This window comes from Maricaulis sp. (assembly GCF_015665295.1).
Classification (GTDB): Bacteria; Pseudomonadota; Alphaproteobacteria; order Caulobacterales; family Maricaulaceae; genus Maricaulis.
Genome location: NZ_JADFAJ010000012.1, coordinates 117,016 through 137,001 on the forward strand (window position 1 = coordinate 117,016; position 19,986 = coordinate 137,001).

A 19,986-nucleotide genomic window follows, 5' to 3' on the forward strand; every position below is an offset into this window, starting at 1 on the left:
GATGCCGAGGTGATCGATCTGAAAACGCTGGTACCCTACGATATCGAGACGATTGCCCGTTCGGTCAACAAGACCGGCCGCTGCATCGTCGCCCAGGAAGCCCCACGCACCTCGGGCTTCGGTGCCGAACTGGCGGCCCAGATCCAGGAAGAGTGCTTTTACGCCCTCGAAGCGCCGATCCAGCGGGTCGCCGGCTGGGATACGCCTTATCCGCATGCCCATGAATGGTCCTACTTCCCGGGGCCGGACCGTTTCATCAATGCCATGAACACCGTTCTGGAGGCCTGACGACGCAACGCTTTCCTCCCCGCAATGCGGGGAGGTGCCCCGCAGGGGCGGAGGGGGCGGCCCGCCGGGCCGCAAGCGCGCTGCGCGTCCCCCATCGACCCGGACGATGTCCGGCCCACTTCCCCCGCAGGCGGGGGAAGAAACGGGGTAGCCGAGCCTGGAGAGACTGAAGATGAGCGAATACCGTTACAAGATGCCCGATGTCGGCGAAGGTATCGTCGAGGCGGAAATCGTCGAATGGCACGTCAAGGAAGGCGATACGGTCACCGAGGACCAGCATGTCCTGGACGTGATGACCGACAAGGCGACCGTCGAGATCCCCTGTGCCGTCAACGGCAAGGTGACCAAGCTGGTCGGCGCGCCGGGCGATGTCATCGCGGTCGGCACCGAGATCATGTTCATCGCGGTCGACAGCGCGGTCCCGGCCGAGGCCGAAGCGCCAGCTGAAACCGAAGCCAAGGCCGAGCCGGCCAAGCCGGCCGCGCCAAAGGCCGTCGAGCCGGTCGCCGCAGCCGAAGCCCCGGCAATTGCCAGCCGCTCCGGCGGCGAGCGTCCGCTGGCCAGCCCGGCCGTGCGCAAGCGCGCCCTGGAAGCCGATATCCGCCTCGCCAATGTGCCGGGCACGGGGCCGGCCGGTCGCATCACGCATGACGATCTCGATGACTTCATCAAGTCCGGCGGCCGCCTGGTGGCCCGCTCGGGCTCGGGCAGTTCCTCGGTCCGGGCGCCGCGTACCGGCGTGACCGAGGAGAAGGTGATCGGCCTGCGCCGGCGCATCTCCGACAACATGTCCCACGCCCAGCGCACCATTCCCGACATCGCCTATGTCGAGGAGATCGACGTCACGGCGCTGGAAGACCTGCGGGCGCATCTCAACGCCACCAAGTCGGATGACCAGGCCAAGCTGACCTTCATCCCCTTCCTCGTCCTGGCGCTGACCAGGGCGCTGCCGAACACGCCGCAGGCCAATGCCCATTTCGATGGCGAGGCGATGCTGCTGACCAAGCATGATGCCGTGCATTGCGGGGTTGCGGCGGCGACGCCGAACGGGCTCATGGTGCCGGTCATCAAGCATGCCGAGAGCCTGGATATCTGGCAGATCGCGGCCGAGCTGAAGCGGCTCGCGGCGGCGGCCAAGGACGGCAAGGCCAGCAAGGCCGAGCTGACCGGTTCGACCATCACCATCACCTCGCTGGGGGCGATCGGTGGCCTGGTCACCACGCCCATCCTCAACGCCCCGGAAACCGCCATCATCGGCGTCAACAAGATGCAGACCCTGCCGCGCTACAATGCCGAGGGCGTGGTCGTGCCGCGCAAGCTGATGAACCTCTCCAGCTGTTTCGATCACCGCATTGTCGACGGCTACGAGGCCGCCATGCTGATCCAGGCCGTGAAGGGCTATCTGGAGAATCCGGCGACGCTGTTCATGTGAGCTGGCGCTTAGGATGACAAAACGAAAGCGGGATGCCCAAGCCGGGTGTCCCGCTTTTTTGTGTACGTCTGCCGTGCTGCATTGCGGATAGAGGGGGTGGCGTGGTGTTCAAGGCTTGGAACTGGATGTTTGACAACTTCAGCGGGGCTTGCGCCGCTGTGGGGCTTGTTTGGATCATAAGTTGGATCGGCCTCCTGTCGGGTGGGTTACCGGTTTGGTTGCACGTCATTGTGCAAACCTCGGCTTTGTTCGCGCTCATGATCTATGTCGGTTTGCGGTCAGCCTGGTTGCAGATGGACGCTAAGCCTGCTCGTCCGGGGCGCGCATCTCGCATCCGGGCTCGCCGTGAGCGCATTGAGCGGCGTGCGCGGCGCTGACGAAGCGGTCGGCCAACGCAGTTTGTCCAAAACATGGTCCCCTCGCGATATCCCTAATGGATGCCCGGCCTCGAGTTGGACGAAGAGCCGGGGCGCGTATCCGCACCCTCGAGGCGCTTGGAAATGGGGCCGGTGATGCGCCCCGTTCTATTGTCGAAGGGGAACACACCTGACACTAGCCATCGAAATGTGACATTCCAAGTCGAAGCAGGCGTGCCGACGCGCTTTGAGGTATTGATCGCTTGTCAGCCAGACCGCCGCATCCGGTTTTCCGGGTCAAGGGCCCAACGGGCCGCTGCGCGGTTTCTCCCTTGACCCGGAAAACCGGATGCGGCCCTCTCTCGGCAAGCGATGAATGGAGTGGCGGGCCCGTCACGGGCCACCCCTGTGACGGCTATTACGCGTAATCAAGCGCCAAACCGCTACCTGTTCCGCTACCCCCAATCCCCCGGCATCAGCGCATCCGGCATGTTCTGGTAGCAGACCGGGCGCAGGAAGCGGCGGATCGACATGGTGCCGACCGAGGTGGCGCCGAAATTGGTCGAGGCCGGGTAGGGACCGCCATGCACCATGGTGTCGCTGACTTCCACGCCGGTCGGGAAGCCATTGGTCAGGATACGGCCGGCCTTGCGCTCCAGCACCGGCATCAGCTTTTGGCCCAGCGCCATGTCGCCATCGTCCATGTGCAAAGTGGCGGTGAGCTGGCCCTGCAGCGAGCGGGCGATGGCGAGCATTTCCGCCTCGTCCTTCACCGTGACCACGAGGCCCAGCGGGCCGAAGACTTCCTCGCCGAGCACCTCATTGTCCAGCCAGTCCTGGCCCGTGGTCACGAAGAGGTAGGGTGTGGCATTGCGCAGGTCGCAGGTCGTGGTCAGGATTTCACGGACCCCGGCCGTGCTGCGGATCACATCGCGACCCTTCTGGTAGGCCTGGGCGATGCCATCGGTCAGCATGGTCTGCGGACCGACCTCGCCGAGACCCGCAACGGCGGCCCGAATGAAGGTTTCCGCGTCCTTGCCCTCGATCATCACGGCAATGCCGGGATTGGTGCAGAACTGGCCGGCGCCCATGGTCAGTGACCCGGCCCAGCCGGTGCCGATTGCTTCGGCGCGCGAGCCCATGGCGGCGGGCAGCAGGAACATCGGATTGACCGAGCCCAGCTCGCCGAAGAAGGGGATGGGTTCGGGGCGCGCGGCACACAGGTCAAACAGGGCGCGGCCACCGGCCAGCGAACCGGTGAAGCCGACCGCCTTGATCAGCGGGTGTTCGACCACAGCCTGGCCGACCTTGCGGTCACCGCCCTGGATCTGGCTGAACACGCCGGGATGCACGCCGCAGGACTTGATGGCCGCGTCGATGGCCTGGGCGACGATGTCGCCGGTGCCGGGATGGGCAGAATGGCCTTTCACGACGACCGGGCAACCGGCCGCGAGGGCGGCGGCGGTGTCGCCACCGGCGGTCGAAAATGCGAGCGGGAAGTTTGAGGCCCCGAAGACGGCAACCGGGCCGATCGGGCGCTGCACCAGTTTCAGGTCCGGGCGCGGCAGGGGCTGGCGGTCGGGCAGGGCGGCGTCATGGCGCTTGTCGAGATAGTCACCGGCCAGGATATGGCTGGCAAACAGGCGCAGTTGTCCGACCGTGCGGCCGCGCTCGCCATTGAGGCGCGCTTCCGGCAGGCCGGTCTCCTGGGTACCGATCTCGGTGATGGCTTCCCCGCGGGCATCAATCTCGTCGGCGATGGTGTTGAGGAATTTCGCGCGGTCCTCGCGCGAGGAATACCCGTAGGACCAGAACGCCTCTTCGGCGGCCTTGCAGGCCTGGTCGACCAGGTCCGGCGTGCCGACGGCGAAGTCGTGCGACGGGCCGTGGGCCGGGCTGGAGGTGAAGCTGGCATCGCTGCCGACCCAGTCTCCGGCGACAAGGTGTTTCCCGATGATCATGACATGTCCTCCGCTGTCTGCACGGCTGTCATGCCTTAATTGTCTGAGTTATTCAATCGGTCGTTTCCACCTGTCTCAATGATGCTCTCCGGACGGGTTGATGGATAACAGCCAGACCCGTGGCGGCCTTGCAGGTTCAGCGTCCCCAACTCGACCTAACCCTGCCGCGACGGTGCTGTTCGAGGTCTTGCTAGTCGAAGGCCCCGCAGAACGATGTGCTCGCGGCACTGCCGACGCAGTATTGCTGTACCAGTGGGCGGGGGTTTTCAAACAGCACCCCGCCGCAACGTGCCTGCCAGACATCATCTCTCGCGTCATGGTCTGCGGCGTCGCGGTTGTAGTCGTCCAGTTCATCCTCCAGCGCGTCCAAGTCTGCATTATAGGCATCGACCCGTTGCTGATGCATGCGCACCTGATTGGCGCGGGCGCGGTCAGCCACGCCCGTCGAATCACGATTGTAGGAATAGCTGAGGTGATTGCGCTCGTCCCGGAGACCGTCGGCGCGGCGTTCCAGTGCCCGCTCGGCCGTGCGGATGTCGGCCCTCCAGCGGCGAAGCCGGCTGGCCTCGGAATCGCTCTGACGGGAGTCATTGAAACAGGCCATCCACTCGCTCCGGCCTGCCAGCCTTTCTGTCGGCGCAGACGCAGCCGGTGTAGCGGTCCGGGCGGTTCCGGTGCCAGACGAGGCCGTGTTGCTGGTTACGGGGTTCGATCCCGCGCCGGCGCTGCGCGGTTCCATGCAGATCGTGAGTTGGCCGGTATTGTCGGCCAGGCGGCTGTCCTGTTCATTGAACCGGAAATCCAGTCGGCTGGTCGGCGGGATGATATCGCCAGCCCGCAGCGGCTCTTCATTCAGGCGTCCGTTATTGTTCACCAGGATGGTGCCGAGCCGCCAATAGGGCCGCTCGCGCGCGGCCTCGAAGGCGACTCTGTGCGGGGCAGGCAGGGCGCTCAGATCATGCCCTTCTGCACCAACCGGGGAGAGCGACGGGTGGGCGCTCCAGCTGCCTGTTATGGTGCGAACAATGGCGCCATGGTCGAAGCCATCGAGTGTGATCCGCGTCCAGCCAGCCCGCGCGGGAAACTGAAAGCAGCTCACCTGGGCCGAAGCCGGCACCGAAATGCCCACGAGCAAGCTCAATGATATCAGGAACACGCGCATCCGATTCTCCCTTGAAAGGCAGGGGCGCCAGGACGCCACGCTCTTGGACCCGGACGGTAAACCCGCGTCTGGTGTAGTCAATAATGCGGCGTCGCAAATCTGGCTGTCCCGATGGGCGGGCTTGACCGGCTTGTGTGGTCGGCGGCAAAAGAGGGGCAGGGGAGAACCGACACATGCCGTCAGTCGCCAAACAAGTCTGGTCCGACTTCATCTCGGTAGTTGCTGTCTGGGCCGCTGCGGTTTTCCTCTTGATGTTCCACCACGAAAAGGTCGGCATCCACTCGGAATGGATGCCGCAGGTCGTGTTCGGCAGTTTTGCTGCGGTTGTCGTGCTGGCGCCGATCGGCTCGCTGCTCTGGCGCCGCTTCATCCGGCCGGCCTAGCCTCAGTCAGCCCCTTTCCCTTTACCCGCCGAACCGCTAAATCCGTCCCCGGAAAACGCGTTTTCGTGCTTTGATCTTCCAAGGAGCGCCTGTGATGCAGACACGGTCTTGCCAAGTCCTCATTGTCGGTGGTGGCCCGGGCGGCTATCCGGCTGCCATTCGTGCCGGCCAGCTGGGTCTGGACACCATCATTGTCGACAAGCACGGGCTGGGCGGAACCTGCCTCAATCGTGGCTGTATCCCCTCCAAGGCGATGATCCACGCCGCGACCAAGTATGAGGAAATGGCCAAGCATGCGCAAAGCGATGTGCTGGGCATATCGCTGGCCGAAGCGCCGAAGCTCGACATGGGCAAGCTGGTGGGCTGGAAGGACGGCATCGTCTCCAAGCTGACCGGTGGCGTGGCCCAGCTGATCAAGGCTGCGGGCGCCGAGCATATTGCCGGCTGGGCGGAATTCTCCAACGCCAAGACCTGTGTCGTGACCATGGAAGACGGCGAAAAGGTCGAGATCACGGCCGAGAATGTCATTCTGGCGACCGGTTCGGTCGAGGTTGAGCTGCCCTTCCTGCCGTTTGGCGAAAACGTCATCGGTTCGACCGATGCGCTCGATCTTTCCGAGCTACCGGAAAAACTGGTCGTGGTCGGTGCCGGCTATATCGGCCTGGAACTGGGTATCGCCTTCCGCAAGCTGGGTTCGACCGTGACCTTCATCGAGGCGTCGGACGGTATCCTGCCGCTCTATGACAAGGAGATTACCCGTCCCATCACCATGTGGCTGAAGAAGCACAAGGTCGAGGTGAACCTGTCCTGCAAGGCCAAGGGTGTGTCGGAGAAGAACGGCAAGACCGTGCTCGAATATGACGATGCCAAGGGCGCGGCCCAGTCGATCGAGGCCGACAAGGTCCTTGTCGCGGTTGGCCGCAAGGCCTGCCTCGCCGGCTGGGGCCTGGAAAACATGGGCCTCGATCTGGACGGCGGGAAATTCATCAAGGTCGACAATCAGTGCCGCACCGGAATGCGTGGCGTCTATGCCATTGGCGATGTCGTCGGCGAGCCGCTTCTGGCCCACAAGGCGACCGCCCAGGGCGAAATGGTCGCCGAGATCATTGCCGGTCATCGCCGCGTGCATGACCCGGTCTCCATCGCCGCGGTCTGCTTCACCGAGCCGGAAGTCGTCGGCGTCGGCCTGACGCCGGACGAGGCCAAGGCCAAGGGCGAAGAGATCATCACCGGCAAATTCCCGCTCGCCGCCTCGGGTCGCTATCTGTCGATGGAAGCGGGCACAGATGGCGGCTTTGTCCGCGTTACCGCGCGCAAGGAAGATCATGTCATCCTCGGCATCCATGCCGTTGGCACCCATGTCTCCGAATTGTCAGGCGAATTCGCCCTGGCGGTCGAGATGGGCGCCCGCCTCGACGACATCGCCGGTACGATCCACGTCCACCCGACGCTCACCGAAGGCTTCGCCGAAGCCGCGCTGACGGCGCTGGGTCACCCGATCCATATCTCCGCGCCGAAGAAGTAGGGGCGCCAGGATGGATTCTGCGGATCCGACGGCACAGGCTGAACGTAGGTTCGAGGCCCTGATCGGCGCATTTTTGATGGTTGCCTTCAGTGACGGTGAATTCTCCAAATCGGAGGAGTATCTGGTGCGGGTAAGGCTTCTTCGTGAGCAAAAGCCGCGCGCCATGACAGACGTTGAGGCGGACGCGATCTATGCCAAGCTGGAAACCGAGTTCCGGTCCCGCCCCGACGCGACGGCAGAGCGCGTCCTTGCTTTGGTCGCAGAGCAGCGCGGAAATGGTGTCGCACGTCGCGCCATTACCGAGGCGGCCCGCAAGGCTTTGATGGCGGATCGCATCTCCAGGACTCAGGAAGACTATGCCCTGAACCGTCTCGCTGCCGCGCTCGGCCTGCGAGACGGCGAAATCTAGCGATCCGTCCACGCGAATACCGCCTATACGCTTCACGCCCGCGTCCGCATGCTTATATAAGGCGGCGGGTCAGCAGGCGGGATCATCATGGACGACAGTGGCAGTTTCCTTTCCGGCATCATTGGCGCCGACCAGGCCGTGGTCGGCGAAGGTGTGGGCTGCGTCTCCTTCGAGACCGCCTTCCTGCGCCGCATCGAGCCGGGCCCGGGCGATATCGACGAGCTCGGTCACGTCAATAATGTCGTCTATCTGCGCTGGGTCCAGGACATCGCCATCACCCACTGGCATGCCATCGCGCCGGACGACATGGTCAGTGGCGAGGTCTGGGTCGCGCTCAAGCACACGATTGAATACCGCGACCCCATCCTGCCCGGCGAGACGGCCGAGATCCGCACCTGGCTCGGCAAGGTTCACGGGCCGCGCTTTGACCGCCATGTCGATATCCGCAAGCCCGGCGCCAAACGTTTCTCCGCCCGCGCCACCACCGAATGGTGCCGCATCGGCCGCGACAGCCGCCGCCCGATGCGGATCGGCGAGGATGTGATGAAGGCCTTTGGTCTGGTGGGGCTGGAGCTGGGCTAAAGCCGCTCCGCCACGCCCAGCTTCTCCGCCACCGCATTCAATTGCCCGATGGTCGTCTCGTCCATCGGGATGCCTTCCTTGGCGCGTTTGCCGGCGATGGCGCGTTCCGGGTCGCCCGGGTAGAGGACGGGGCTGTCCCAGTCCATGGGCGGGGAGGCGAGGGCGTAGCGGGCCATGGCGTCGGTCTCGGCCTGCATCCAGGCCGTATCGCCGAAGGCCGCCGGATCGATAAAGATCGAGAACATCCCGTTGGTGATACCGCCCCTGCGCGGCGTGTCCGGCTGGATCGTGCCACCGCCACCCAGGACGCCGGCCAGCAGCTCGCAGGCGAAGGCGAGGCCATAGCCCTTGTGCTTGCCCAGCGGGGTGAGGGCGCCTTCCAGTTCAAATCCGGCCATGCCGCTGGGGTCAGTCGTTGGCATGCCGCGCTTGTCGATCAGCGAGCCGCTCGGGACCGCAACGCCGCGATTGGCAGCGATGCGCACCTTGCCCAGGGCGATCTGGCTGGTGGCCATGTCGAGCAGGAAGGCCGGGCGTGTCGATGTGGCCGGATAGCCGATACAGACCGGATTGGTGCCGAAGCGCGCATCCGAGCCGCGATAGGGCGCAACCAGCGGCGCATGATCGGTGACATTGACGAAATGGATCGAGACAAGCCCGGCTGCGGCCGCCTGTTCGGCATAGGCGCCGATGCGTCCCAGATGGTGGACCTGGCCAAGCGTGGCTGCGGCGAGCCCGTGTTCGCGCGCTCTGGCGCTGGCCCGTTCGATCAGACGCTGACCCGCTGGCGCACCCCATCCGCCATCGGCATCGACGCGGAGGATGACGCTGGTATCGGTGAGGGTCTTCTCCGAGGCCGCCAGATTGACCTGTCCCCGCTTCATGTGCTGCGCATAAGCGGGCAGCAGACCGGCGCCATGGCTGTCATGGCCCTTGAGATTGGCATCGACCAGGTGCGCGGCGACACAGGCTGCATCGTCCGCGCGCGCACCACCGGATGCGAGAAGCGCATTGCAAAAGGTTTCGAGTTCGGCCGGATTCAAACGGCGTTCTGCTGTGCTCATTGGCAGTTCATTCTTCCTGATGCAGTCATGTGCGGATATGCATAAGATTTGAGTTGGGCCGTTAGGTGTTTATTAAGCATAGGTCAGATTGAAACCTGTCACATTTTGGCACAATCAGACATTTTCGACGCCAAATTTTCCTTAAAATATTGATTTTAAACAAGAAAAAAATGGACGCAAAAGACGCGTTCCCGGCATTGGCTTAAACGTTTGGCAACCGCTCTCCTGCATTATCCACCTCGTCGGGCAGCAAACGACCCGCAGGAATTCAACTCGGCGTTTGAACACGGGGAAAATCCCGGGCGCGCCATTCTGTAAATGGATGAAGGGTAAGTCATGAAAAAGACGGGAACCATGTTTCTGGCGGCAGTGATGTCGACGATGGCTTTCGCAGCGACACCGGCTCTGGCTCAGGACCGCGAACGTACGGCTGTGGAAGCTCCGGAATATCCGCGTGGCGCTGAGCGTCGCGGTATCGAAGGTTTTGCCGTGGTCGAGTATACCGTGGCAGAAGACGGCACGATTGCCGAGGCCACCGTGGTCGAGGCCGAGCCGGAGGGCGTGTTTGATCGCGCCGTCCTGCGGGCCATCGAAGGCTGGGCATATGCGCCGGCTCCGGCCGCGACGGCTGGCATGCAGCAGCGTTTCGACTTTAGTCTGGGCGGCTAACGCCCCGAGCCTCAACGCTAATCAGCAAAAGAACTGATACGCGTTTACCATAATAAGAATTCATTTACGGCGGCGCGTTAGCGTCGCCGTATCTTTTTTGAATCAGGCCATCAGCCTTAGGGGCCGTGCAATGAATTCTGTGCTTGGTAACTTCCTCAGCAAAACGACCAGCATCCGGGTCCGACTGCTCGCTGCATTCGGGCTGACCTCTGTCATGACCCTGGTCGCCGCGATCGTCGGCGTGACCGGGTTCAACTCGGCAAACCATGCCGTCGAACAGATCGCCAATCGCGCCATTCCGGAAACGCAATATATCGACGCGCTCTCGGAAAACAGCGTCGGACTGAGCGAAGCGCTGGGCGTGTTCGCTGCTTCGACTTCGGTTGAGGCGCGTCTGGAAAATTACAACCGGGTCGTCGGTTATCGCGACGGGCTGGTCCGGGACCTAGCGGGCCTGGAGACCTTGTCCGGGATCGGCGAGACGGCGTCACTGCGCGCGGCCGCGGCCGACCTGAACGAGCTTGTCGAGAGCATGAACGAGGTGGTCGAGCGTCGCCTGCAGATCCGCGACCGCCGTTGGTATGTCACATCCCAGGCACGTGAAGCCCGGACCGATCTGGCCGACAGTGTCGAAGGCGCGCTTGATGCGAGTGACGAGGCCGACATCGAGAGCCTGCTGCGCGCCCTGCTCGCAGCGAACCAGATCCTGATCCAGTACAATGAGGTCGATACCGCGGCCGCGACCGGCGAAGTTGACGCGATCTTCGATCGCTATGACGAAAACGCCGGCGAACTGGACGTGAATTTCGCCATCCTCGGGCCTGTCGTGACTGACATCATGCAGACCCAGTCCGACAATCTGATCAATTTCGGCGACGGCAATGATGGTGTCTTCGAGCTGCGCAAGGCGGAGCTGGCTGCCGTGGCTGCCGCCGAAGTCGTGGCCGAGGAAGCCCGCCTGTCAGCCGAAGCCCTGCTTGCCAGCGTCCAGGCCTTCAAGTCCCAGGTGGCCGGACGGGTCAGCGATGCGACCTCGGCCGCAGACGCCGCTGTCATCACCGGCCGGATACTGCTGATCGCCATTGCCGCGATCGGCATGGTGGTCGCTGCGGGTATCGCCTGGTTCTACGTCAACAACATGCTCTTGAAGCGCCTCAGCGCCATGGCCCGCACGATGGGCGCCCTGGCTGAGGGCAATAGCGACGTCAATCTCGGCTTCACGCCGGGCCGGGACGAGATCGGCGACATGGCGCGCTCGGTGGACGTGTTCCGCCAGAACGCCATTGAACGGGCTCGCCTCGAGGCCGAGACCGAGCAAGAGCGCCGCATGAAGGAAAAGCGTTCTGCCGCCGTCGAAAGCCTCATCCAGGCTTTCGAGCAGGCGTCCAGCGATGCGCTGGGCCAGGTCGGCGAGGCCGCCACCCGCATGGAAACCGCAGCCCGGGCGATGAGCTCGACAGCGGCGGCCACAACCGGCAAGTCCGCCGCCGTGGCCCAGGCGTCGGAAGGCGCGTCGCAAAACGTGCAGACCGTGGCAGCGGCTGCCGAGGAAATGGTGTCCTCGATCGGCGAGATCTCGCAGCAGATCTCGCGCTCGACCGAGATCGCCAACTCGGCGGTCGACCAGGTTGAACAGACCAATGGCGACGTCCAGCGGCTTGATGACGCGGCGAAGTCGATCGACAATATCGTCAGCCTGATCAACGATATCGCCGAGCAGACAAACCTGCTGGCCCTGAACGCCACCATCGAGGCGGCCCGGGCCGGTGAGGCCGGCAAGGGCTTTGCGGTTGTGGCCTCCGAGGTCAAGGCGCTGGCCAGCCAGACCGGCGCGGCGACGCAGAACATTTCCGAGCACATCTCGGGCATCCAGGGTGCAACGGCCAAGGCTGTTGAGGCGATGTCATCGATCGGCGGCACGATTCACGAGATGAGCGAGATCGCCACCGCCATTGCAGCCGCGATGGAAGAGCAACGCGCTGCTGCCGGCGAGATCACCCGCTCGGCCCAGGAGGCGGCAGACGGCACCAGCCAGGTCTTCACCAACATCCAGGAAGTCGACCAGGCAACCTCGGAAACCGGCGAAAGCGCGGGCGAGGTTCTGGAAGCCTCGCTGGCCGTGTCGCGCCAGTCCGACACGCTCAAGACGGCGGTCGAACAATTCCTCCAGGAGGTTCGCGCAGCCTGACTGCGCGTGAACTGAAATCCGCCAGCGCCCACGGCTTGCCAGCCGTGGGCGCTGCGCGTATACGGCGTGCCTCTCCCTTGCGGAGGGGCCTGTGTGGCGAGGTAGCTCAGCTGGTTAGAGCGCACGACTCATAATCGTGAGGTCGAGAGTTCAAGTCTCTCCCTCGCCACCACTTTTCCCAATCGCCTGATCATCTGCCACCGTCGCTGCGACAATTGCGCCTGCGACCCGACGCCCACTTGGTATCCGGGGCCGTCGGTGCCCATATGAGGGCCAAGCAGCCCGGACACGCCTCCATGACCCGTTCCAACATTCTCACCCTCGTGATGGCCGGCATCGCCATTTTGATGTGCGGGGCCTTCATGGTGTTCGGCATGATCCGGCTGGCGGGCGTGGAAATGAGTGCCCATGGCTGGATCGCGCTCGGGCTGGGAACGGTGGTGAGCTTGGCGCTGGGCGGTACCTTGTCGACCGTTCTGGTCATCTCGCGCCGCCGCGGCTTCGACGAAGCCGCGCATGAAGCCTCGCGGCATGTTGAGCCGGATCTCTGACACACGCGCTTGGCGGGCCTCCGGGATGCGGTTGGCTGTACATCCCGGAAACCGTCGCCTCGCCTTCACGCCTCTTTCGTCACCCGGGTAGCGGGCTGACCCTTGGTCAGCGGGTCAGATTGGCGCTGGACGATTGCCGCGAAACGGGCGTGATAGTCCGGGTTCTCCGTCCCCATCCACCTGTCCCACCAGGTGAAATAGAGTCCGAAATTCCAGCCAGGTTCGGCGTGATGCAGATCATGATGGGTAACCGTCGTGATCCAGTCGAAACGCGGACGTCCGTCCTTTCCGGCCGGAAAGATTTCCACACCGCAATGACCGACCGCATTGCGGACGATCTGGTGGATGCCCCAAAGGAATATGGCCAGGACTGGCACGGGCAGGACGAGCAGGATGACGGGCAGGAAGAGGGCATGCAGGACCGCTTCACCGGTATTGAAGGCATAGGCCGTCCACGGAGTCGGTGTCCGGGATTTGTGATGTAGGCGATGGAAGCGGCGGAACCAGCGTGGCCGGTGCATGAGCCGGTGCGTCCAGTAGAACCAGGCATCATGCGCCACGATCAGCGCGAATAGCGACGCCATGAACCAGACTGGGCCGCGTTCCATCGGATCGAAATAGGCCTGGGAGACGCCGGTGAGCAGTTCCAGCGCAACCAGTGTCCCGACGATCGCAAAGACGGCAATGGACCGCAGGGAGGCCAGGATTTCCCGCCGGATCTGACCCGGCCCGGTGCGCCGCGGCTGTATCCGGCGTGGCGCCAGGGCTTTCGCGAATACGATATGGACCAGCAGGTAAACCATTCCGGCGGCCAGGAAGTAACGCAACAGATCGCTGAGGAAGAGGTCCGGCGCGGCCGCCAGGGCCTCTATCAGGACGTCCGGCATGGCAGTTTGTATCGACGGCATAGCTGACCTCATGGCAAGAATGAGGGGGTAGGCTTGCTGTCGGCCGCTTGTCTGTCGCGGCGATGTCGAATGCGCTCGGACATTGCCGAAATCGACGCGAATTTTCCGGTTCTGATCAGGCTTCTGCGAGGGCGGTCCGTCGATACAGGGTCGGTGTCGTCCCGGTTTCGGCCCGGAAGGCCCGGTTGAACGGCGCAACCGAGCCATAGCCGAGTTCAAGCGCGATGATCAGGATTTGGTCCTGGGCACGTTCCGGCGCCGCCAGCAGGCGTTTGGCCTCAGCCAAGCGGTGGGTGTTCAGGAAGGCCGAGAAATTGCGATAGCCCAGACCCTTGTTGATCGGGCGCCGCAATCTGTGCTCGCGGGTTTTCAGATGCCCTGCGAGGGTGCCGACTGTCAGACCGGCCTCCCGGTACAGCCCATCGGCCATGGCCTGATCCAGCCGGGCCGCCAGTGGCCGGTCCTCCGGTGCGAGCTTGGTGCTTTGAACGGCGCCCGGCGCGCGGGCCGTGTCGGGCGGGAAGAGGTCGGTCGGTGCCGCGATGAGCCAGCCGGTGAACAGGAGGGCAAGCCCGAACAGGGTGATGCCCTGCGTGTGGAACACCCAGTCGGGAAAGCCGATGCCGGCGAAGCGGATCTCCATCACCGAAACCGTGATGCCGAGTATCGGGACCAGGCTGGCGAGGGCAACGCGAAAGCGGCGACGCGGCTCGATCAGATCATCTGGCCAATCGCGGATCGCCAGAACGGCGGCATGGGCCATCATCAGCACGTTCGCGGTTTGCCATGCCAGCATGGCGATCAGGGGCAGCGGTGAGTCTGGCCCCGGCAGGAAATGACCGGCCGCTGCAAGGGCGACAATCCCGAGCGGGATCAGACGCCATTGGCGCCAGACAAAGCGGTCGTCAAACAGCGCCGTGACGAACCACCAGAAAAGGACTGCCGTCGGAATGGCCAGCAGGTTCAGGGCCAGGGACACAGGACCCAGGGCCAGGGAGACAACGTTGGAGGAGACCAGCGCGTAGCAGGCGACGCCGAGGGCAAAGAGCAGTCCGAGACGGGCGCCGATTGCGCGCCGGGCATCGCGCCAGAAAAACAGGGCCAGCATCAAGGCGAGGCCGGTCGTACCGCCGCGGGCCAGAAGTTCAAGGATTGCTGCAGTGGTCATGGGCGCCGGCCGGTCTCGGGTGAGCACATAGGATTGGTAGCGATGCCCGAATGGCAGGCCCGCCGACTCTATGCCGAGTGATGATGCAATCGCCGGTCCCTGTCTCCGCATTTTCGAAATCGATATGGATTTCCGCTGCTCACGCGGCTTTGGTCCTCGCGGCCTGGCGGGCCGGGTCCAGATAAATGTCTAGCACGCGATCGAGGTCGGCACGGATGATCGGCTTGGTGATGAAATCATCCATGCCGGCCGCCTGGCAGCGATCCCTGGCCGTGCCGATGGCATTGGCCGTCAGCGCGACTACCGGGACCGAACCGGCCGGCATATCCAGCTGCCGGATGGCGCGACAGGCGGCCAGCCCGTCCATCACCGGCATTTCCATGTCCATCAGCACGAGGTCGTAATGGCGAGCCTTCACGGCTTCAACGGCCGCCTGACCGTTGACGACATAATCAGCCGCGAGGCCGCGCAGCTTGAGAAAGCCGCGGGCGACCGCCTGGTTCACCGGATTGTCCTCGGCGACGAGAATACTGTGCTTGTGCTCCGGAACCGGGGCGATGGGCAGGGGTCTGCCCGGCGCGACCGCTGCCGGCACAGAATTGGCCTCGACCGACCGCAAGGGCAAGTCGAACCAGAATTTGGAACCCTGTCCGGCCGTGCTCTCGAATCCGATGGAGCCGCTCATCAATTCCACCAGGCGGCGGCAGATCGCCAGTCCCAGACCAGTGCCGCCATGCAGGCGATTGGTCGCCGCATCGGCCTGCTTGAAGGCCGAGAAAAGCTCCGACTGGGCGGCGTCAGGGATGCCGCAGCCGGTATCCCTGATCTCCACCCGCATGACATGTCGACGCCGCCCGATGGGCAGGAAATGGAAGCGAACATGGACATGCCCGGCGTCGGTGAACTTGATCGCATTGCTGATCAGGTTGAACAGGACCTGCTTGATGCGAACGATATCGCCTTCGAAATGCGCGTCATGATCGCAATCCGCCTCGATCTCGAAGGCAATGGCCTTCTCGAGGGCCCGGCCAAGCCAGAGCGTGCGCGTGTCATGCACCAGGGCAGACGGCCGGAAGGGGCGCAGCTCCAGCTCCATCTTGCCGGCTTCGATCTTGGACAGGTCGAGAATGTCGTTGAGCAGGCGCAGCAGGATATTGCCGCTCTCGTCGATCACCCGGACGAAGTCGTGCTGCTCCTCGTCGAGTGCGGTGGCCTGCAGCAATTGGGTCACGCCGAGCACGCCGTTGAGCGGGGTGCGGATCTCGTGGCTCATCGTGGCCAGGAAGTCGGATTTTGCCTTCGACGCAGCCAGAGCCTCGATCCGGGCCCGGCCGAGCTGTTCGGCCAGGGTGGAAAGGCGATGGTTCTTGTCGGCATTCTCACGCGCGATCAGGCGGAAGAGTTCCAGCGTCGTTCCGACACCGGCATATTCGCCGTTGCGGGTAGCGATGAAGCCGTCCATCAGCGCGGCCGGACGATCCTTGAGGATTTGCGCGTTCAGCTCGCTGATCGGTGTGCGGGTCTCCACGATCAAAGGCGACTTGTTCATGGCGAAAGTAATCGGGCGGCGCTCGAACAGGGCGCGACCATGGCGGTCGGCCATCCTCAGGAAGAACTGATCGCGGGCAACCAGGCCGACCGGCCTGCCGTCCGTCACCACAGCCATCACAAGCAAATCAGGATCTTCCGAGAAATGCTCGTAAACCTCGCCACCGGTTGTATCGGGCGCGACGGCCGGCGCATCGACCAGAACGTCTCGAACCAAGCCCACCATCGAATACTCCCCGTCCTGCCGGGAACCCCTTTTCGGGGTCCTGAACGTCGCAGTGATTGCCGGATTGCTTGTCTATGAAAACGGTTTCCATTCATTCAAACGCGGGCACAGGAACCGCAGGTTTCACAAATAATTCACACGGAAACACCCTGTGCTTGCGTGCTTCCCGCCAAGCCGAAATGTCAGGCCGAAATGTCAGGCCGGATTGCCCCGGCCGGACCCGGTTTGCGCCGCGATCCAGGTGAGAAAGCTTGCCGCGCTGCCGGCTGCATCCACCGGAAGGCCGAGAATGGCCGGTTCGTCATAGGGGTGCAGTTCGGCCAGACGGACGACCAGGGCGGGGGCGCGTGCGGTCGTGGTCTTGAACAGGGCAACGCACTCGCTGGCCGTCTCTATTCTATCCTCCCAGCGATAGATGCTGGTCATGCCGGGCAGGAGGTTGGCGCAAGCACACAGGCCTTCATCGACCGCAACGCGCGCAGCAGCGCCCGCGCAGTCGGCATCGGGCCAGCATGTGTAGATGAGACAAACGCCCTGCATGGTCAAAATTCTCCCCTTCGGTATATAAGCGCCACATGAGCGATACCTCCAGCCCCGTTCCCGCCGAGCGTTCGGCCCTGGTCCTGTTTTCCGGTGGCCAGGATTCCGCGACCTGTCTCGCCTGGGCGCTGCAGCACCATGACCGTGTCGAGACCGTCGGCTTCGATTATGGCCAGCGTCATCACGTCGAGCTGCAGGCCCGTGACCGGGTCCGCGAGGGCATGGCGGCGGGCTTTCCCGACTGGGGCCAGCGCCTGGGTGAGGACTTCGTGGTCGACCTGACCGGCTATGGTGCCATCGCCGAGAGCGCGCTGACGGCCGACCGGGCCATCGAGATGGAGGCCAGCGGCCTGCCAAGCACCTTCGTGCCGGGCCGCAACCTGGTCTTCCTCACCGTTGCGTCTGCGCTGGCCTACCGGCGCGGGCATGGCGTCCTGGTCGGCGGGATGTGCGAGACGGATTATTCCGGCTATCCGGACTGCCGCCGCGAGACGATTGATGCGATGCAATCCGCGCTCGGCCTCGGCCTCGATACGGCGCTGTCGATCGCCACGCCGCTCATGCATCTCGACAAGGCGCAGACCTGGGCCCTGGCCGAACAGCTCGGCGGGCGGGCGCTGACGGCGCTGATCGAGGAAGACAGCCACACCTGCTATCGCGGCGAGCGCGGCGCGCGCCATGCCTGGGGCTATGGCTGCGGGACCTGCCCGGCCTGTGAGCTGCGTGCGCGTGGGCATGCCGCCTGGACGGCGGCGCTACCGGCATGAGCTACTCCGTCAAGGAACGCTTCCTCACTGTGCAGGGCGAGGGCGCCCAAGCCGGCCGCCCGGCGGTTTTCCTGCGCTTTGCCGGCTGCAATCTGTGGAGCGGTCGCGAGCAGGATCGCCACAAGGCTGTCTGCAATTTCTGCGACACGGATTTTGTCGGCATGGACGGACCTGGCGGTGGCCGCTTCAAGACGCCAGCCGCGCTCGTCGAGGCGGTTGCCGAATTATGGCCGGGCGGCGGCTCGCCACTGGTCGTGTGCACCGGTGGCGAACCCCTGCTCCAGCTCGATACGCCGCTCATCGACGCACTGCATGAACGCGGTTTCGAGATCGCGGTCGAGACCAACGGGACTGTGCGGGCGCCGGATGGAATCGACTGGATCACGGTCAGCCCGAAAGGCACGGCGCCGGTTGTGCAGATGTCCGGTCACGAGCTCAAACTCGTCTATCCACAGCCGGAACTCGATCCGGCTGCGTTCGAAGACTGGGACTTCAAGCGCTTCTCCCTGCAGCCCATGGACGGGCCGCAGATGATGGCGAACGCGCAGGCGGCCTTCGACTACTGCCTGGCGCATCCCAAATGGTCGCTCTCCCTGCAGACCCATAAATGGATCGGCGCGCCCTAGCCCGAACCTGTCCGTCCGACTTCAGCTGCGCGGCATCGGGGCGATGCCCAGGCTGGTGGCCAGTTCGGCGGCGAAACGGTCGAAGGCCTGCCGGGTATCGGTCCAGACTCCATAGCCCTCACCAGCGCTTTCATCCGGGTTGAACCAGCTGTAGCTGTAGCTCGCAACCAACGCATTCTCCGCGTCGCGCAGCTCGGCGCTGATCGAGGCGCCGCCATTTGCGTGGGTGGTATAGTGCGCCCCGTCCAGGTCCTGGATCTGCTGCATGGTCGGCCGATTGGGAACGACATCGAGAACGGTGACGGTGAGTACGGTTTTGTGGACAGCCACACCATGCCAGTTGGCTTCGATCAGGGCCCGTTCCAGATCGATACGCAGATAGTCAGCCAGGCGCACCAGTTCGGCTTCACCGAAACTGTCCGCCTTGCTTCGCACCAGGTCTGAAAAGCCGATCCGACCGATTTCGATCGATCCGTTGGCCGGGTGACGGATATCGGCCCGAAAGCCATCCCCGCCCTGGGCCAGAAGCGGCGAGGGCAGGCAACACAACGCAAGCACGCAAACGAGAGTACGCATATCGGTCTCTCCTGGGTTGATGTCCCCCCCTGCGGTCTAGAAAGACTAGCACATCCGCCCGCGCCCGAGCAGGGGGGCAGCGCGTAAATTCGTGTTGCAGCACAATAAAAAACGGACGCACCTGCGAAGGCGCGTCCGTTCTTTTCAGTCGGAACTCCGATCAGGAACCGGAATCTGCCCGCTCGTCGAGGCTGTCGGAGACCTGGTCGGCAAAGCGCGAGAAAGTCCGGCGCGCATCGGTCCACTGGCCATAACCGACGACGTCCTCGATGTTCCAGCTGCGCCAGCCATAGCTGTAGGTTTCGAGGACTTCGCCGTCTGCGGAGACCAGCTGAGCCTCGACATCGGCGCCGCCAATCGAAATCGAGGAGTGGTGCAGGGCGCGCGGTCCGCCCATCTGCTCCATGGTCGGCCGGTTGGGCTGGGCGTCGAGAATTGTCGCATTCAGCACATAACCGCCCTCACCAAGCTGATCGGCGAGTTCACGCTCCAGCGCATCGCGCAGATAGCCAGCCAGGCGGTCCATCTCGCGTTCGCCAAAATCTTCTGCGTGTTCAACAAGTTCAGGACCGAAAGCGATCTCGCCGATCGCAACGGGCTGGTCTGCCAGCGACGGGGTGGACAGGGCACCCAGCGCCAGAATGGCCGTCATTGTGCGCAACATCACGCGCCTCCTTGATACGTCTACAAGCAGTCCCTCGATCCGAAGGATAGCAGTATCAGGGGGTGGTTGAGAAGGTGCGCCCGGACACGATTACGTATCGGTCAGTTTCCGGGCAGGCCCGTCGCTAGTCATGATCGTGGTCATGGTGGTGATCATCGTCATCATCACCCGGGGTGACGACATCGATCGCAGCACCACCGACCGCGCCGACCGTGCGCACGGCGGCGCCGGCCGTACCGACGGCGACATCGGTGGCCAGTGCTGCGGCGCCAATCACGATGCAGCCGGACAGGACAGGCGCAAGGCCGAGAAGGGCGATCAGGGTCAGGAAGCGGCGCATGGTCATCTCCGGTGCGTGTTCACCCCGTCATGCCAGACCAGGCCTTTCCGCAT

At 63.9% G+C, this 19,986-nt stretch carries 21 protein-coding genes and 1 tRNA gene; 12 read left to right on the forward strand and 10 right to left on the reverse strand.

Annotated features, from left to right (window positions below; genetic code table 11):
- A partial coding sequence (locus QZZ02_RS06305; RefSeq protein ID WP_291843117.1) for a transketolase C-terminal domain-containing protein occupies nt 1-288 on the forward strand: 288 nt, incomplete at its 5' end.
- A gap of 172 nt (nt 289-460) precedes the next feature.
- Complete coding sequence (locus QZZ02_RS06310; RefSeq protein WP_291843118.1) at nt 461-1,720, forward strand: dihydrolipoamide acetyltransferase family protein; 1,260 nt, start codon at nt 461-463, stop codon at nt 1,718-1,720.
- A gap of 811 nt (nt 1,721-2,531) precedes the next feature.
- On the opposite strand, the gene QZZ02_RS06315 is transcribed toward QZZ02_RS06310, so the two are convergent.
- Together QZZ02_RS06315 and QZZ02_RS06320 are read right to left on the reverse strand one after the other, a co-directional pair.
- Nucleotides 2,532-4,037, reverse strand: coding sequence for an aldehyde dehydrogenase (NADP(+)) (locus QZZ02_RS06315; RefSeq protein WP_291843119.1), 1,506 nt, complete (start codon nt 4,035-4,037; stop codon nt 2,532-2,534).
- Nucleotides 4,038-4,227: 190 nt separating this feature from the next.
- Nucleotides 4,228-5,199 carry a hypothetical protein gene (locus tag QZZ02_RS06320; protein WP_291843121.1) on the reverse strand — a complete coding sequence of 324 codons (972 nt, stop codon included), beginning with the start codon at nt 5,197-5,199 and terminating at the stop codon, nt 4,228-4,230.
- Nucleotides 5,200-5,372: 173 nt separating this feature from the next.
- Between QZZ02_RS06320 and QZZ02_RS06325 the strand changes: the two genes are divergently transcribed.
- The 4 genes from QZZ02_RS06325 (at nt 5,373) to QZZ02_RS06340 (ending at nt 8,098) form a co-directional block, all read left to right on the forward strand.
- Nucleotides 5,373-5,582, forward strand: a complete 210-nt coding sequence (locus QZZ02_RS06325; RefSeq protein WP_291843122.1) for a hypothetical protein — start codon at nt 5,373-5,375, stop codon at nt 5,580-5,582.
- 94 nt (nt 5,583-5,676) lie between these two features.
- Nucleotides 5,677-7,107, forward strand: a complete 1,431-nt coding sequence (lpdA, locus tag QZZ02_RS06330) for a dihydrolipoyl dehydrogenase (protein ID WP_291843123.1) — start codon at nt 5,677-5,679, stop codon at nt 7,105-7,107.
- 10 nt (nt 7,108-7,117) lie between these two features.
- Nucleotides 7,118-7,516, forward strand: coding sequence for a hypothetical protein (locus QZZ02_RS06335; RefSeq protein WP_291843124.1), 399 nt, complete (start codon nt 7,118-7,120; stop codon nt 7,514-7,516).
- Between the two features lie 87 nt (nt 7,517-7,603).
- On the forward strand, nt 7,604-8,098 hold the full coding sequence (locus QZZ02_RS06340) for a thioesterase family protein (protein WP_291843126.1): 495 nt from the start codon (nt 7,604-7,606) through the stop codon (nt 8,096-8,098).
- Here QZZ02_RS06340 and QZZ02_RS06345 read toward each other — a convergent pair.
- On the reverse strand, nt 8,095-9,162 hold the full coding sequence (locus QZZ02_RS06345) for a malate/lactate/ureidoglycolate dehydrogenase (protein WP_291843127.1): 1,068 nt from the start codon (nt 9,160-9,162) through the stop codon (nt 8,095-8,097). The two genes, QZZ02_RS06340 and QZZ02_RS06345, sit on opposite strands and share 4 nt — an antisense overlap.
- A gap of 336 nt (nt 9,163-9,498) precedes the next feature.
- On the opposite strand from QZZ02_RS06345, the gene QZZ02_RS06350 reads away from it, so the two are divergent.
- From QZZ02_RS06350 to QZZ02_RS06365, 4 genes are all read left to right on the forward strand, one after another.
- On the forward strand, nt 9,499-9,831 hold the full coding sequence (locus QZZ02_RS06350; RefSeq protein ID WP_291843128.1) for an energy transducer TonB: 333 nt from the start codon (nt 9,499-9,501) through the stop codon (nt 9,829-9,831).
- A gap of 130 nt (nt 9,832-9,961) precedes the next feature.
- Nucleotides 9,962-12,019, forward strand: coding sequence for a methyl-accepting chemotaxis protein (locus tag QZZ02_RS06355; RefSeq protein ID WP_291843129.1), 2,058 nt, complete (start codon nt 9,962-9,964; stop codon nt 12,017-12,019).
- A 95-nt stretch (nt 12,020-12,114) separates the two neighbouring features.
- Nucleotides 12,115-12,191, forward strand: a tRNA-Met gene (locus tag QZZ02_RS06360).
- A gap of 124 nt (nt 12,192-12,315) precedes the next feature.
- Nucleotides 12,316-12,570 carry a hypothetical protein gene (locus tag QZZ02_RS06365; RefSeq protein WP_291843130.1) on the forward strand — a complete coding sequence of 85 codons (255 nt, stop codon included), beginning with the start codon at nt 12,316-12,318 and terminating at the stop codon, nt 12,568-12,570.
- Nucleotides 12,571-12,635: 65 nt separating this feature from the next.
- On the opposite strand, the gene QZZ02_RS06370 is transcribed toward QZZ02_RS06365, so the two are convergent.
- From QZZ02_RS06370 to cutA, 4 genes are all read right to left on the reverse strand, one after another.
- Nucleotides 12,636-13,478: a sterol desaturase family protein gene (locus tag QZZ02_RS06370; protein WP_291843131.1), complete on the reverse strand. Its 843-nt coding sequence runs from the start codon at nt 13,476-13,478 to the stop codon at nt 12,636-12,638.
- A 115-nt stretch (nt 13,479-13,593) separates the two neighbouring features.
- Entirely contained in the window at nt 13,594-14,646 is a 1,053-nt protein-coding gene (locus tag QZZ02_RS06375) for an AraC family transcriptional regulator (RefSeq protein ID WP_291843132.1), read from the reverse strand.
- Between the two features lie 139 nt (nt 14,647-14,785).
- Nucleotides 14,786-16,420 carry an ATP-binding protein gene (locus QZZ02_RS06380; protein WP_291843133.1) on the reverse strand — a complete coding sequence of 545 codons (1,635 nt, stop codon included), beginning with the start codon at nt 16,418-16,420 and terminating at the stop codon, nt 14,786-14,788.
- 195 nt (nt 16,421-16,615) lie between these two features.
- Complete coding sequence (cutA, locus tag QZZ02_RS06385) at nt 16,616-16,960, reverse strand: divalent-cation tolerance protein CutA (protein WP_291843135.1); 345 nt, start codon at nt 16,958-16,960, stop codon at nt 16,616-16,618.
- A gap of 35 nt (nt 16,961-16,995) precedes the next feature.
- On the opposite strand from cutA, the gene queC reads away from it, so the two are divergent.
- Together queC and queE are read left to right on the forward strand one after the other, a co-directional pair.
- Nucleotides 16,996-17,727: a 7-cyano-7-deazaguanine synthase QueC gene (gene queC / locus QZZ02_RS06390; RefSeq protein WP_291843136.1), complete on the forward strand. Its 732-nt coding sequence runs from the start codon at nt 16,996-16,998 to the stop codon at nt 17,725-17,727.
- Nucleotides 17,724-18,353, forward strand: coding sequence for a 7-carboxy-7-deazaguanine synthase (gene queE, locus QZZ02_RS06395; RefSeq protein WP_291843137.1), 630 nt, complete (start codon nt 17,724-17,726; stop codon nt 18,351-18,353). Before queC ends, queE begins: the two co-directional genes overlap by 4 nt.
- Before the next feature lie 21 nt (nt 18,354-18,374).
- Here the strand turns inward: queE and QZZ02_RS06400 are convergent, their stop codons facing one another.
- The 3 genes from QZZ02_RS06400 to QZZ02_RS06410 all read right to left on the reverse strand — a co-directional run bounded on the left by QZZ02_RS06400 (nt 18,375) and on the right by QZZ02_RS06410 (nt 19,933).
- A complete protein-coding gene (locus tag QZZ02_RS06400; protein WP_291843139.1) occupies nt 18,375-18,929 on the reverse strand; it encodes a hypothetical protein in 555 nt (184 codons plus the stop codon).
- 160 nt (nt 18,930-19,089) lie between these two features.
- The gene (locus QZZ02_RS06405; protein ID WP_291843140.1) at nt 19,090-19,593 is read right to left on the reverse strand and encodes a hypothetical protein; all 504 of its coding nucleotides are present in this window, start codon (nt 19,591-19,593) and stop codon (nt 19,090-19,092) included.
- A 124-nt stretch (nt 19,594-19,717) separates the two neighbouring features.
- Nucleotides 19,718-19,933: a hypothetical protein gene (locus tag QZZ02_RS06410; RefSeq protein WP_291843141.1), complete on the reverse strand. Its 216-nt coding sequence runs from the start codon at nt 19,931-19,933 to the stop codon at nt 19,718-19,720.
- Between the last annotated feature and the right edge of the window lie 53 nt (nt 19,934-19,986).